A 14657-nucleotide genomic window follows, 5' to 3' on the forward strand; every position below is an offset into this window, starting at 1 on the left:
ACTGACAAACACTAAAATTTAATTAATACTTACAAGGAATTACACTATGAACTCTACAACTTTAAAAGCAGCACTAATCGCAGTATTTGCAGGTTTTTTCATGATGGGTTGTGAAGACAACCATGCAGAAGATGCTGGCGAACGTATCGACGAAGCAGTAACTGACGTGCAAAACTCTGTTGAAGATGCATGTGAAAATGTTAAAGAAGGCGTGAACGCTGAAGAAACTAACTGTTAATTCTTCTTGTACCGCTAAAAAAAACGGCTTTCGAGCCGTTTTTTTGTACCAGTAATAAAATCACTGACTATAAAGCTGCTCATTTAGCAGTTAGCTTGTTAAAATAAAAAAAACGATATTTAAAGCAAGGCAAAATGGTATTCACAACCACCTACACATTAGATAAACCCTACTTTTACGAGTGTTTTGATGAGTCACTCCCTTATAGTAAGCGTGCAAAACCTAAATACTTTTTACTTGTGTTGTTAGTTGCGCTTGGTTTATTTGGCATTTATGTTTTAGACGATCATTACTTAGGATCGTTTATGATCATGTTAGCGGTACTCGAGTGCGTCGCTTTTTACTATCGCAGACCATGGTGGGTAACCAGACAAATGCTCAGCAGAGCATCAGGCTCTGAGGTAACACTTACCTTTGATGAAGAAGGTATTAAATCTGCTAATCATTACAAAAGCTATCAATTAGAATGGCAAAATATAAGCGAAGTAATAGACACCCAACAAGGTATTATTATTAAAAACAAAAGCGGCATGCAGTACATATCAAAACAAATACTTAGTCCTGAAACACTCGCTTTTATAAACAAAAAAGCCACTCAGTGAGTGGCTTTTAGTCTAGTTGAGTTAATTACTCAACTACGTATACGTGTTGATTAAGCATTGCCCGGATTAGGGTTCGACTTTTCAGCTTGTATGCGCATGTAAATCTCTTCACGATGCACTGATACGTCTTTTGGTGCATTAACACCGATTCGAACTTGATTTCCTTTAACACCTAGAACAGTAACTGTTACTTCGTCACCGATCATTAGGGTTTCACCTACTCTACGAGTTAGTATTAGCATTCTCTTGCTCCCATGTTCCAATAAAAATTATAAGATTCCGCTTAAACATACTAATGAAAATTAGACTGAAAAGTAAGTAAAAACTCGCAATCTATCCATTTTCTGTTAAAAATGCCTTGTGTAATGCACGAACAGCCAACTCTAAGTACTTTTCATCTATTAAAACTGAAATTTTAATCTCTGAAGTCGAGACTAAAACCACATTAATATTTTCCTGCGCTAATGCATCAAAAAATAAACTAGCGACACCAGAATGTGATTTCATACCCATGCCAACAGCAGAAACTTTAGCTACTGCTTGCAATCCGCTTATATTTTGAGCACTGAGCTGAGCTTGATCTTCACTCAATAATTCAAGTGCTTGCAGATAATCATTCGAGTGCACAGTAAAAGCATAGTCTATTTTTTCAAAGTTATGATTAACTTGATTAATCATATCTATTTCGATGCCATTTTCGGCAAAAAGTTTCAATATTTTTGAAAGATATTGCGTGCCCGTTGGCACACCTTGTACCTTAATTAAACATTCGTCACGATTAAACGCAATCCCCGATACAACCTTGCTTGGCATATCGTTCTCCTCAAAACTTATTAATGTACCTTCATCGGGATTAAAGCTCGAAAGCACCCTAAGTGGCACATTATGTTTTCCTGCGGCTTCTACTGAGCGAATATGCAAAACTTTCGCCCCTAAACTTGCCAGCTCTAGCATTTCGGCAAAGGTAACTTGGCTCATTCTGCGCGCGTTAGGTTCAACACGAGGATCTGTAGTATATACGCCGTCAACGTCTGTATAGATCTGGCATTCGTCAGCTTTTATAGCCGCTGCTATTTCTACAGCCGATGTATCAGTGCCGCCGCGCCCAAGCGTTGTAATATTGCCCTCAACATCACGCCCCTGAAACCCAGCAATAATAGCAATACGATTATGCTCAAGCTCATGCTTCAAACGCGTAGCAGCAACCTCTGCAATACGAGCTTTACCAAACATGTTATCGGTTAAAATATTGACTTGATCGGCTAATAAGCTCACAGCAGAGTGGCCACGTTTTATAATAGCCATAGCAAGTAGTGATACAGAAACCTGCTCTCCGGTGCTAATTAGTACATCTAGTTCACGGCTACTCGGGCGAGTATCGATTTGTTTGGCGAGATTAATTAAGCGGTTGGTTTCTCCCGACATAGCCGAGAGCACCACAACCACTTGGTGTCCTTGTTGTCTGGTTTTTACAACAAGGTCGGCGACCGCTTCAATTCGCTCTATCGAGCCGACCGAAGTGCCACCGAATTTTTGAACAATAAGCGCCACTTAGGCTTAAGTACGCTCAGTTAACCAAGCTGTAACGCTATCTAGTGCAGCAGCAAGGTTTTGTGGCTCGCTACCACCGGCTTGTGCCATATCTGGACGACCGCCACCTTTACCACCTACTTGGCCTGCCATGTGGTTAACTAACTCACCGGCTTTTACTTTGCCTGTTAAGTCTTTAGTTACACCAGCAATTAGGCTTACTTTGTCGCCACTGGCAACACCGAGGGCAATAACACCTGAGCCAATTTTGTTTTTAAGGTCATCAACCATACCGCGCAGTGCTTTAGATTCAGTACCTTCAACATTTGCTACAAGTAGCTTAACGCCGTTAATTTCAACAATCGAATCAAGTAAAGATGCACCCGCTGCACTTGCTAACTTATCGTTAAGTTGCGCAATTTGCTTTTCAAGACCTTTAGACTTTTCAAGTAACGCGGTTACTTTTTCAAGTACCGATGCGCTATCGCCTTTAACTAAAGCAGCTACATCATGTAATTGTTGCTCTTGCTCGCTAACATAAGCAACTGCATCAGCACCAGTTACCGCTTCAATACGGCGAACGCCTGCTGCAATACCGCTTTCAGATACTATTTTGAATAAACCAATATCGCCTGCGCGCTCAACGTGAGTACCACCACAAAGCTCAATAGAGTAGTCGCCAATAGTAACTACGCGTACTTCGTCATCGTACTTTTCGCCAAACAACGCCATAGCACCTTTCGCTTTAGCATCATCAATAGCCATAAGCTCAGTATTGAGTGCAAAGTTACGACGAATTTCGTCATTAACTACACGCTCAATTTCACGTAGCTCATCTTTAGTAACCGCTTCAAAGTGCGAAAAGTCAAAACGTAAACGATCAGGCTGAACAAGTGAGCCTTTTTGGCCTACATGGTCGCCTAATAATTGGCGTAGTGCTTCGTGTAAAATATGTGTAGCTGTGTGGTTTTTCTTAATGCTATCGCGGCGTACATCATCAATAGTCGCATCCACTTTATCGTTAACACCAATGCGGCCTTGCACAGTACCGTGGTGAGCAAAAGCATTACCAAGTTTAGTGGTATTAGTAACATTAAATTCGCCACCAGCAACTGTAATAGTACCCGTGTCGCCCGTTTGGCCGCCTGATTCAGCGTAAAACGGTGTGCGGTCTAATACTACAATACCTTGTTGACCATCTTCTAATAACTGAACAGCTTCGCCACCGGCAAAAATTTCTACCACTGTCGCGCTATGGTGTGTGCTGTCGTAGCCTTTAAACTCAGTAAGCTTTTCTGATTTTAATTGCTCGTTGTAATCAGCACCAAACTTACCCGCTTGTTGCGCTGTTTTACGTTGTACAGCCATGCATTCTTCAAAGCCTTGATGATCAATCGTCATCTGGCGCTCACGCGCAACATCGGCCGTTAAATCAGCTGGAAAACCATACGTGTCGTAAAGTTTAAATACTAAGTCGCCCGGTATAATATCGCCTTTAAGGTCACTTAAGCTTTCTTCTAAAATAGCTAAGCCACGTTCAAGTGTTTTACCAAACTGTTCTTCTTCAATGCGTAATACTTTTTCGATAATTTCTTGTTGCTTAGCAAGCTCTGGGTACGCTTGACCCATTTGCTCAATTAGCGCAGCAACTAATTTATAGAAAAACGAACCTTGTGCACCTAGCTTATTACCGTGGCGCACAGCACGACGAATAATACGACGTAGTACATAACCACGACCTTCGTTAGATGGCATAACACCGTCAGAGATTAAAAACGCACACGAACGAATATGATCCGCCACTACGCGTAGTGACTTATCGTCCATATCTTGCGCGTTAGTAACACTTGCAGCTGCTGCAATTAAGCCTTGGAATAAATCGATTTCGTAATTTGAATGCACACCCTGCAAAATTGCAGAAATACGCTCAAGGCCCATTCCCGTATCAACAGACTGCTTAGGTAGAGGCAACATAGTACCGTCGCTTTGACGGTTGTATTGCATAAATACAAGGTTCCAAATTTCGATGAAACGGTCGCCGTCTTCCTCTGGAGTGCCCGGAGGTCCGCCCCAAATATGCTCACCATGGTCATAAAATATTTCAGAACACGGACCACATGGACCGGTATCGCCCATAGACCAAAAGTTGTCAGAGGTCGCAATACGAATAATACGATCTTCACTTAAGCCAATATCTTTTGACCAATACTCAAACGCTTCTTCATCATCGTGATAAATAGTAACAAGCAGTTTTTCTTGAGGTAATTTAACAACCTCAGTTAAAAACTCCCACGCAAACTTGATCGCGTCTTGCTTAAAGTAATCGCCAAAGCTGAAGTTACCTAACATTTCAAAAAATGTATGGTGGCGAGCAGTGTAGCCTACGTTTTCTAAATCGTTATGCTTACCGCCAGCACGTACACAGCGCTGCGAACTTGTCGCACGTGTATAAGGGCGGCTTTCTGCGCCTAAAAATACATCTTTAAATTGCACCATGCCGGCATTATTAAATAACAACGTGGCATCGTTACCCGGTATAAGCGAGCTAGAAGGTACTATTTGATGTTGCTTGCTGGCAAAAAAGTCTAAAAACTGTTGCCTAATTTGTGCGGTAGTCATGTGCTGCATTTGAAAGTCTCACCTGTATTTACTGTGCTTGCATTGCAAAATTAATTTCATCGTAGCTAAAACCCCGATACATTAAGTAGCGCACGCGCTTAGCTTTATCTTTGTAATCGAGATCTGGCGGTGTATTCGAATATTTTTTATTGTACGCATCCTGCGCAAGCTCAAACCAATCTATTTCAAGCTCTTCAACTACCATTTCAAGTAGCGAACGATCAATCCCTTTGCCCATAGCTTCGCTTTGTATTCGCTTAAGCCCGTGGCATTTAAATATGTGTTTTCTTACAAAGCCTTCACAGTATCGCTGCTCGTTGATAAAATTGTGCTTTTCGCACCAATCAAGCAGCGTTTCAATAAACTCTTCTGTCGCTTCTTTTTGCTGTAATTTGAGCGTTAACTCACGACGCGAATATTCTTGGCGCCCTAGTAACCAAAGTACATAGTTTTTTAGTTTTTGCTTTAATTTATCATCCATTAAGCGTCAAAACGTCCGCTTGTTTCACTGCTAAGTGGCTTAACATTAATGTCGTCACTTAATGGTACAACAGGCATAAAAATGGCTTGATAAGATACAAAAAAGCTAATGTAGCAAATCGGCATTAAAATCAACAGTGGTAAGAACGATAAGAACATCGAAAGCGCCATAAATAATGCGCAAATAAGGCCAAAAACGCCAAGTGGCAAAATATTATGATAAAACACCATTAACGACTTTTTAAGCGCCGTTAAAATGCGTGTTTCTTTACTAAAATAAACAAGTGGCACAGCGTACGCAAATGCCGTTAAATAAATTAGCATTGCCATAAAAAATAAAATTACATTCGCGCCCGAAATACTCTCAAGCATTTGTTCAAGTGCCACGTTTGGATCAAGCCCTGGTTGGCTCATAACAGCCACTGCATCGGCAAATAAGCCATTAGCAAGTAACGCCATTAAAATACCCGCACCCATTTGATAAAGTGCTAAACGTAATAACCCTAAACGATTTCCCTTAGCCGTAAATGGCTTGAGAATATCGGCTAGCATAATTTTTCCGCCCTGCTGCTTACTAAGCACCGCTTGGTAAAACCCTGCGGTTAAAAATGGCGTAGCGAGTGCTGCTACTACTTGCAGCAGCGGTAAAAATAAAGACAGCAGCCCTACAATGCCAATAAATAAATGCATAAAAATAAAGGTTGCTGGCTGGGTTTTAAAAATAAGCCACCCGGCTTTTAACCACTTTAGCCCTGCATCGGCTTTAAAAATTCGTAATTGTGTAGACATACTTGCTCTTAATTTAAAACGAAACACGCCAAGTATAACTTGGCGTGAGGGGGGATTAATAGACGAAACGTAATTAAATAATTAAGGTTTTTTAATTTTCTTAATATCTAACATATGCGCGCCATGCTTAATTTTTGTTTCTAGGTACGATTTATTACCCGCAACACCCGCTTTAATGTGCGCATGTGTGCCCACAACCGAGTCAACATTAATACCGGCATCTTTTAATGCATTAAGCTTTTTAGGATTATTAGTCATTAATTTAACGTGGCTTAAATTAAGCGCATTGAGCATTAATACCGCATCCGAAAAATCACGTAAATCATCAGCAAAACCTAAATGATTATTAGCTTCGTAGGTGTTCATACCTTGCGATTGCAATACGTAAGCGTCTATTTTGTTGTATAAACCAATGCCACGGCCTTCTTGGCGTAAATACAATAAAATACCGCCTTGCTCGTGCATCATTTCAATACATTCATTTAGCTGCTCACCACAATCACAACGCGATGAGTAAAATACATCGCCCGTTAGGCATTCTGAATGCATACGAATTAGCGGTACATCTTGCTCTGTATCGGCGTTGTTAAACACCATAGCAATATGTTCTTTACCATCTTTTAAATCAGTAAATGAGATTATTTCTGCAGGGATATCACTATTTCTGCCAACTTTAAGCTGGACTCTTGCTCTTACTTGCGCCACGACAAATCCAAATATTTAAATAACTACGACACGACAATAAAGTGATAGTATCACAAAATAGGATAAATACACCGTAGTACAAGACTGTTTATGGCAAATATATGGCGACGACAGGCGTTATTTTCAATGATTGTTAAGCAATAAATAACCCGAATATTTCAACTTCGCTTGTTTACTTTAATTTACCTAAAATAATGACAGGCCTTGATAGTTTTGGTAATTTTCTGGGCTAATAAATAATAGGGATTATTATGAAGCACCATCAGCTCGCCATATCGATAGGATTAAGCTTATTAGCCTTTGCTAACTGCACTTTCGCAAACCAAGTAAATAGCATTCAAGTTGTATCTGCAAACGCCGAAGAAACTGACTCAGCATTTGTTGCAGCCAAAGAACAAGCTGAAAAAGAAGCACAACTTGCCTATCAAAAAGGGCTCGCTCTATATGGAGAAAATAGCAATGAAACGGCGAACCTTGCTATTAACTACGCCAAAGCCATCAATAATTATACTGCAAAGAACATTATGGTTATAGGGAATGGCAATGAAAAGAAACGGTTTGATTTGTATTCACAGGCCCACCGTATTTTAGTTAAAAACTATGGTGAAAACTCAATAGAGACTATGGATACGCTACTAGCCAAAGCCACTCATACCAATAAATCATATATCGCAGTCAAAAACTTTAAGCAACTCATTAAAATCGCTGAATTACAAAATATCCCAGGCCTTGTCGCCAATATGCAATTTGAAGCTGCAGAAACATTACTTTATAGGTTTAGCCATAGCGAATACTCTTTAGCGAAAATATACGCTCAAGATGCAGATAAATATTACCAAGCCCAGCTACCTGATAATGCAGTAGAGCGTATAAAGTCTGACCTTTTAATGGTTTCATTTGAGAGTGGCCGTAAAGATTACGACAAAGCAACTAAAAGGCTAAACCGTATAGTTGGCTTATTTGATAAATATAAAAATTTAGATCAAAGCTATGAGCTTAATGCGCATGTTGGCTTAGTTCAGCTATATGAAAAACAAGATGAAAGCGATAAAGCGACTAAACACGCCTTAGCCTTTGCTAAAAATACGCACTGGAAAAATACCTCAGAGCAAAATCCACTCTACATAACCGAGCCTATATACCCTCGCGGTGAAACTAAAAGTCATGTAATAGTTATATTAGAGATTACTGTTGATACCCATGGCTTTGTGCAAAGTCCTAAGGTTATTAGTTCTGAGGGTTCTAAAGCATTTGAAAAATCAGCGATAGCCGCAGTTAAACAATGGCGTTACGCTCCAAAGTTTAAAAATGGAAAACCTGTAAATGCAACAACACAAGCTGAACTGTATTTTGAACGCCTTTAAGTATTTTTACCATTCAGTCAAAAATTATATTAATAAGAAACTGTTGTAATTACGTCAACCTAGTTTCAATTTAAAAGTTAATAGGGATTATTATGAAACGTCAGCAACTCGCTTTATTTATAGGTTTAAGTTTGTCTGCTTTAAGCGCAACCACTTTAAGTACTACAGTACTTGCAAGCCAAGCAAGCGATCCTCAAATAGTATTTAGCCAAGCATACCAAAGCTATTTAGCAGCAGTTAAAGCAGACAAAAACGTACAACAAACTGCCAAACTTGCTTACACATCAGGTAAAGCCGTTTACGGTAAAAGCGACGACAATACTGCTAACTTAGCTATTAACTACGCTAAAGCTATTAAAGGCTACGGCGATGAGCTATACGAACAACGTTTTGCACTTTATGATGAAGCACATACTATTTTAGCGGCTAATCACGGCAAACAATCAATAGAAACAGTTGATGCACTGCTCGGAAAAGCTAACTACACAACATCAGCTTACAAAGCAGCTAACTTTTTAGAACAAGTAATAGGTATAGCTAAAACACAAAATAACCCTAAGTTTGTAGCCGACATGAAACTTGAAGCTGCAACGCTACTGGCTAAAAAGTTTAGTTCTAAAAAATATCGTGAGGCTAAAAACTACCTAGAAGAAGCCGACGAATACTACCAAGAAAACTTACCTGAAAACTCACTAGAGCGCATAAAAGCCGATTTTTTAATGGCCTCATTCGCAGAGGGTCGTAAAAGATACAATCAAGCGATTGAAAGGCTAAATCGTATAGTTACTGTATTCGATAGTAACTTAAACTTTGATCATAGTGCAGAGCTAACAGCTCATTCAAAGCTTGTAGGTCTGTACGAAAAACAAGGTAAAAGCGAAGAAGCAACTAAACATTGCCTAGCTATCGCTCAAATGGTGCCATGGAAAGAATCGCAAGAGCAAACGCCGCTTTACCGTGTTAATCCTAAATATCCAGTTAACAAAGCCAGATCTAGTACCGATGGTAGCATTGTTATGGAGTTTGAGGTAGACGCAGCTGGCTTTGTAAAAAACCCAAAAGTACTTAGCTCAGAAGGCGGCAGAGCATTTGAAAAATCAGCCAAAGCAGCGCTTGAGCAATGGCGTTACGCGCCAAAGTTTGAAAATGGCAAACCTGTTAGCGCTATTTCTCAAGTACAACTCGACTTTAAAATTAACCGCTAAGCTAAAATATAAAAGCGCCGTTTGGCACTTTTTAACTTTATAAATTAGTCCTAAATTTTAGCGAGTATTTTATCGCTAGCCGCTTCTATTAAATCGAGCACATTTTCAAAGCCACCATCGCCGCCGTAATAAGGATCAGGAATAGCGCTTTGGGCTTGCTCGCCATACTCTAAAAACAGCGCTAATTTGTACTGTAGATGCTCAGGGCACTGGGCTTTTAAATCAGCTAAGTTTTGCGTATCGGCCGCTAAAATTAAATCAAACTCAGTAAAGTCGCTTGTACGCACTTTACGTGAATAAATGCCTTTAAAGCTGTAACCGCGCTTCTCCCCTGCTGCCATTGAGCGACTATCAGGCGTTTTACCTTCGTGATAACCAATAGTGCCTGCCGAATCAACTTTAACGTTAACGCCTAGCTTTTGAGCACGGGCTTTTAATACCGCCTCTGCGGTTGGCGAGCGGCAAATATTACCTAAACACACTATGAGTACTTTTTTCATTAAGGCTCCTCTAACTAATTTAAAAACCTAAGCTTTAAAACTGTTTTAAAATACTTTCTTCGTAATCTTCAACGTTGAGCGTTACGTTATGCTGCGCTGCAACAGATTCAAGCTCAGCTTGTTTAATGGCTAAATCGTCCATAGTGATTAGGTTATCGTCTAGCTGCCACAATAACCGAGAGCCCGCGTAGCTATAGTGAATCGCTAATAACGCATCGGCATTACCTTCACGGCCAGCAGCTTTTAACTTAGCCATTTTACGGGTTATTTTATTAAGTGCTTTTTTAAGCTCCCACACATAAACAACTTCAGTCATAAAGCTATGTGTACGGTATTTATTAAGTAACCACGCAAGCCCAACGCTTGTAATAGCAACGCCTATTAAGTTCCAATGAAAATGGCTACCACTTTCATCAGGAAATAAAGCAATCAGTGTTTGCGATATAGCCAAGCTGCCTACAGCCAAACCAATACCGCATCCTGCAATAACACGGTTTAAATGTTTACGGTAACGCGCTTTATTTATTTCAATGAGTTGCATAACAGCCTAAAAAGTTAATAAGTAAAAGAATGCGAATGGCTATTGTAACTAAACCCCACATTTTTTATAAAATTATTTCACCCCTTTTTGATTTGCCACCCGTTATAGCTTTGAAAACACCCTAATTGTAGTGGTCAATAAAATTTGGAGCGGCTTATGCACACACTTGAAATACCTAACAACCCAGTATTTATTAAAGCATCGACCGCCGTTATTGGTGGTGCAGTGATGACCTTTGTAGCTTTTGCGTTTATGCAATATTTAATAAGTGGCGAGCAACGGGCACCGGTAAAACCAGGAGGCGATATTATAGTAGAGATTTTTCAGGCACCTGAGGATTCAAAGCTAAGGCATATACAAAAAATACAGCCGCCACCGCCAATGCCTAAAGTGCCGCAAAAAGCTCCACCGCTTGATACATCAGCCGATCCTGTGCTGGCAATTAGCGACTTTACGCCAGTTACGATTGACGATTTTGGTAGCGACATTAACAATACTATTAATCGCCCTACTGGGGATGCAACACCCATAGTGCGCATAAACCCTAAATACCCAACTACAGCCGTGCGCGATGGTATTGAAGGTTGGGTACAACTAAGCTTTAGTATTTCGCCAACGGGGGAAGTAATCGACCCAGTAGTTATTAACGCCGAGCCAAAACGTACCTTTGACCGCGAAGCAATAAGAGCCATTAAACGCTGGAAATATCGCCCCAAAGTAATTGAAGGTGTGGCACAATTACAAACAGGTCAAACCGTACAGCTCGATTTTAAATTAGATAACTCTATTTAACGGACTAAACGCCTATGCTACTAAGTATTAAGTCATGGTTATTTGAAACGCCAAGCAAGGACTGCATGGCAAGTTACGCAAAAAGTGGCGACAATCGTTACTTAGAGCAGCTTATTGCCCTCTACAGTAACGACTTATACCACTACCTTGTTACACAATCTAATACGCATTTAGCATACGACGTAAGCCAACAAACATGGCTAAAAGTAATCGAAAAACGCCACCTTTACCAAGCGCAAACCACACCCAAAGCATGGTTGTTTAAACTTGCCCGCAACACACTCATTGACGAATACCGCAGGCAACAGCACTTTGTAGAGCTTGACGAAAACACGCATTTAGCAGCACAAAATGATAAAAGCGAAAACAACTTAAATAGTGGTGACTTAACTAGCAAAGACTCGCATATAGGCAGCTCAAACATAAGCTATGACGCGTTCGACGCTGCGCTAAAACAACTTACCTTTGTACAGCGTGAAGCCATAACATTACAACAAGAAGGCTTTTCGCTCGCCGACATAGAACTTATAACGCAAAGCAGCCTTGAGACCATTAAAACAAGGCTGCGCTATGCCAAGCAAAACCTTAAACGTTTATTAGGAGCAAACAATGAACAAGCCTGATGAGCCGCTTGATCAAAAGCTCACACAACATTACAAAGAGCGAAAAGCGCGCACTACACTTACAAGCGCTCAGCAAAAAGTGCTAGTTAAAAAGGCCACGCACACAAAGCCTAAAAAGTTCGGCTTTACGCTGCAGCTAACCAGCCTTGCCTGCGCACTGGGTGTATTTGCTTTTATTGTGTTTGATAATAACGATGGCATTAACCACGCGCCTAAAACTGTGCTTAACAGCGTATTTAACACTATAGACATTCACGACTATTCAATTATAAAAACACACGAAATAAACCAAGCTGGTAGCTACGCAAGCTCCATAAACGAGCAAAAACACGCGCTCGATAGTCAATTAGCTAACGATTTACGCCGCCACCAACAACGCCACATAGAATACGGCACTCTAGTGAAGGTAGATAACGACTGGTACATAGCCAGCTGTAATGATGAAGTACTCGTGCAAATTAAGCATTCACTGTTAAGTGATTTAAAGGGTAAACATGCGGTAGAAAGTGGTCTAAATACGGGTGACACGTTGGCTATGGCGCATAATGGTAAAGGGCAGATTATTGGGCTTAAACATGCGGGCGCTGGGGTTAAGCAATGTGGGGCTTAGGTGGTTTGGCTCAGTTAAGATTGGTGGTAATTTAGATAAATATTACCACCGAGAACACAGAGGCGCTTCGCGCTGCACAGAGATAGTTAACTATCGCCCATGTAATCTAATGGTGAGGAAAGCTCGATAAAACCACGGTAGTGCTCTTTGGTAATTTCTTTATAGCCATCTTTTATGTAAATATAACTTAACCATAATAGTGTAATATTGCCAACCCTAGGCTTTCTCACATCAGCATTTGCTAAGTTTTGTTCAGCGCTATGAAGTGCCGTTACATTCTCACTACTTGAACTAACCATTGCAGCCAAAGAATTTGTTGTATTATTAAATACTCTGCAAAAGATACTATCAATAAATTCAGCTAGTTGTATAGAGTAATTTCCAGTAGCAAAATTATTATTTCTACTTGCCATTTGACCTAAGTAGAATGAATTTGTGTAAGATAATGGTTCAATAAAGTATTTTATCTCAGCTAGTTGTTGTACTTCTTGAATACTCTGTTTTAAAAAATTATTTAAGCTTATATTTCGTACTTCGCCCTTATGGTTTTTTCCATCTCGTTTAAACCTTCCTGTTATTACCTCTTCATAAAGTGAGTGGTCTTTTTCATAAATACAAAATAAGATAGCGAGAACGAGTACATCTACTTTTTTACCTCTTGGTAAATTTACAATAATGGCAGTAATTCGCTCAGTAATCTGAATGGCTGTTCTTGCTGATACCTGAAACGCATCTAAAACAACTGAGATATTAGCTAAAGCGGTTTCTGGTGTCTGTGTTCGAGGGAGTAGCTCAATATTTTTACTTTCTAAATACGCAGATTCAAATTTAGTTGTATCGCTATGTACTGATAAAAAGTCTTTTAAAACAGGACGCTTTAGACTATAGCGACTATTAAAAAAGCGACCTAGGTAAATCTTAGCATCAAAGCCTTCACCATAAATTGATTTGATTGTATGTTGGAGTTGTTCTGTATCCGTTGCTACAACAAACACGATACCTTTAACATCAAAAATATGTTTAATCGTCTCTAACATTTCTACTGCATAACTTGGGCGGCAGCGATCTAATTCATCAATAAAAATAAATATGGGTAACGACTTATCTTCCTGCTTCTCAAACTTACTGACCCAATCAGCTAACTTAGACTTTATTACTTCAATACTCTTATTTTTAGCTTCATGATCTTTAATTAAGTTTTGTGCTAAAGCTTTTATAGCAGGTGAAAATTCGGAGCTATTTTGCTTTACAGAATCTTTGTCCTCACTCTCTTCATCTTCTTCAGAAAATAACAATGTATTAAGCTCTGCTAGATCAATGCCTGATATTTTTTTAGTTAACCCTTGCGCTATTGCAGGTGCTACAGCCTTAAATATTGATGCAGCTTTATTAGGTATTTTAATAGTAAATGAAGCTTGTTTACCTAGTTGTTCAATTATTGCGGCAATTACAGTTAAAAACGGGTCGTCCGAGTAATCCTGCTGCCATGCATCAATATAAACAATGGGATAATCTACAGCTAAATCCTGTGACCAACGTTTTAGAAAATATGTTTTCCCCGCGCCCCACTCTGCATTTAAATTTAATACGTAGTTTCGCTTCTGTTCTGCTTCAGTACGACTCTTATCAAAACCCTCTTGAACCAAAAGTTTTGATAGAAACATAGCATAGCGCGCTCTGTCTAATTTATCTGCTGGGAAATATTCATTCACGTTTCGGTTAGTTGGCTTATCCCAATTAAAGCCTCTGAATTCTTTCATTTAATGTCCTTTTAAATCGTGATTTTTCACATAGTGTAATATCGAATTATCAACCGCTGCATTTATTTCGGGCTACCGCCCGACGCGCCAGCAAGCTAAGCGCCTACAATAAACACCACATACTTAGCTTTGGGTGTGCTCATTGCATTGGTGAAACGTTGGGTTTCGTGTCACTCAACCCAACCTTGTATCTCTTCTTGATGAGTGTTTAGCTAGCACTTGTCACATCGGGAAGACAGTGAGCTCGTACCCAACCAGAGTGTGAAAATGCTGTGACGTAGATTGAGCCCTGACTTCCT

At 39.9% G+C, this 14657-nt stretch carries 16 protein-coding genes; 7 read left to right on the plus strand and 9 right to left on the minus strand.

Going from position 1 to position 14657, the window contains the following annotated elements; translation table 11 throughout:
* Positions 1–46: 46 nt before the first annotated feature.
* Together H5115_RS05000 and H5115_RS05005 are read left to right on the plus strand one after the other, a co-directional pair.
* Entirely contained in the window at positions 47–238 is a 192-nt protein-coding gene (locus H5115_RS05000; RefSeq protein ID WP_002961938.1) for a hypothetical protein, read from the plus strand.
* A 134-nt stretch (positions 239–372) separates the two neighbouring features.
* Positions 373–840 carry a YcxB family protein gene (locus tag H5115_RS05005; protein WP_182674001.1) on the plus strand — a complete coding sequence of 156 codons (468 nt, stop codon included), beginning with the start codon at positions 373–375 and terminating at the stop codon, positions 838–840.
* A gap of 50 nt (positions 841–890) precedes the next feature.
* Here H5115_RS05005 and csrA read toward each other — a convergent pair whose 3' ends face one another.
* The 6 genes from csrA to ribA form a co-directional block, all read right to left on the minus strand.
* Positions 891–1082 (minus strand): carbon storage regulator CsrA, encoded by a 192-nt coding sequence (gene csrA / locus H5115_RS05010; protein ID WP_004587515.1) that lies wholly within the window; start codon positions 1080–1082, stop codon positions 891–893.
* A 91-nt stretch (positions 1083–1173) separates the two neighbouring features.
* Positions 1174–2391: an aspartate kinase gene (locus tag H5115_RS05015; RefSeq protein ID WP_024597680.1), complete on the minus strand. Its 1218-nt coding sequence runs from the start codon at positions 2389–2391 to the stop codon at positions 1174–1176.
* 6 nt (positions 2392–2397) lie between these two features.
* Entirely contained in the window at positions 2398–4998 is a 2601-nt protein-coding gene (gene alaS, locus H5115_RS05020) for an alanine--tRNA ligase (RefSeq protein ID WP_182732947.1), read from the minus strand.
* 19 nt (positions 4999–5017) lie between these two features.
* Positions 5018–5470: a regulatory protein RecX gene (locus H5115_RS05025; protein ID WP_002961933.1), complete on the minus strand. Its 453-nt coding sequence runs from the start codon at positions 5468–5470 to the stop codon at positions 5018–5020.
* The gene (locus tag H5115_RS05030) at positions 5470–6258 is read right to left on the minus strand and encodes a BPSS1780 family membrane protein (RefSeq protein WP_024595741.1); all 789 of its coding nucleotides are present in this window, start codon (positions 6256–6258) and stop codon (positions 5470–5472) included. Before H5115_RS05030 ends, H5115_RS05025 begins: the two co-directional genes overlap by 1 nt.
* A gap of 81 nt (positions 6259–6339) precedes the next feature.
* Positions 6340–6963 carry a GTP cyclohydrolase II gene (ribA, locus tag H5115_RS05035; RefSeq protein ID WP_002961931.1) on the minus strand — a complete coding sequence of 208 codons (624 nt, stop codon included), beginning with the start codon at positions 6961–6963 and terminating at the stop codon, positions 6340–6342.
* A 251-nt stretch (positions 6964–7214) separates the two neighbouring features.
* On the opposite strand from ribA, the gene H5115_RS05040 reads away from it, so the two are divergent.
* Positions 7215–8327, plus strand: coding sequence for an energy transducer TonB (locus tag H5115_RS05040; RefSeq protein ID WP_182753960.1), 1113 nt, complete (start codon positions 7215–7217; stop codon positions 8325–8327).
* Positions 8328–8419: 92 nt separating this feature from the next.
* The gene (locus H5115_RS05045; RefSeq protein ID WP_182753962.1) at positions 8420–9532 is read left to right on the plus strand and encodes an energy transducer TonB; all 1113 of its coding nucleotides are present in this window, start codon (positions 8420–8422) and stop codon (positions 9530–9532) included.
* Positions 9533–9582: 50 nt separating this feature from the next.
* Here the strand turns inward: H5115_RS05045 and H5115_RS05050 are convergent, their stop codons facing one another.
* Together H5115_RS05050 and H5115_RS05055 are read right to left on the minus strand one after the other, a co-directional pair.
* On the minus strand, positions 9583–10032 hold the full coding sequence (locus H5115_RS05050; RefSeq protein ID WP_182753964.1) for a low molecular weight protein-tyrosine-phosphatase: 450 nt from the start codon (positions 10030–10032) through the stop codon (positions 9583–9585).
* Positions 10033–10066: 34 nt separating this feature from the next.
* Complete coding sequence (locus H5115_RS05055; RefSeq protein ID WP_182753966.1) at positions 10067–10573, minus strand: DUF3087 domain-containing protein; 507 nt, start codon at positions 10571–10573, stop codon at positions 10067–10069.
* A gap of 156 nt (positions 10574–10729) precedes the next feature.
* Here H5115_RS05055 and H5115_RS05060 point away from each other — a divergent pair, with 156 nt between their 5' ends.
* The 3 genes from H5115_RS05060 to H5115_RS05070 are packed head-to-tail and all read left to right on the plus strand — an operon-like array spanning position 10730 to position 12598.
* Entirely contained in the window at positions 10730–11365 is a 636-nt protein-coding gene (locus H5115_RS05060; protein WP_182753968.1) for an energy transducer TonB, read from the plus strand.
* A 14-nt stretch (positions 11366–11379) separates the two neighbouring features.
* Positions 11380–11988, plus strand: coding sequence for a sigma-70 family RNA polymerase sigma factor (locus H5115_RS05065; RefSeq protein WP_259396330.1), 609 nt, complete (start codon positions 11380–11382; stop codon positions 11986–11988).
* Positions 11975–12598: a hypothetical protein gene (locus H5115_RS05070; protein ID WP_182753970.1), complete on the plus strand. Its 624-nt coding sequence runs from the start codon at positions 11975–11977 to the stop codon at positions 12596–12598. Before H5115_RS05065 ends, H5115_RS05070 begins: the two co-directional genes overlap by 14 nt.
* A gap of 86 nt (positions 12599–12684) precedes the next feature.
* Here H5115_RS05070 and H5115_RS05075 read toward each other — a convergent pair whose 3' ends face one another.
* Positions 12685–14358, minus strand: coding sequence for a P-loop NTPase fold protein (locus H5115_RS05075; protein WP_182753972.1), 1674 nt, complete (start codon positions 14356–14358; stop codon positions 12685–12687).
* Between the last annotated feature and the right edge of the window lie 299 nt (positions 14359–14657).

This window comes from Pseudoalteromonas sp. SR44-2 (assembly GCF_014163745.1).
In the GTDB taxonomy this organism is placed as follows: Bacteria; Pseudomonadota; Gammaproteobacteria; order Enterobacterales; family Alteromonadaceae; genus Pseudoalteromonas; species Pseudoalteromonas distincta.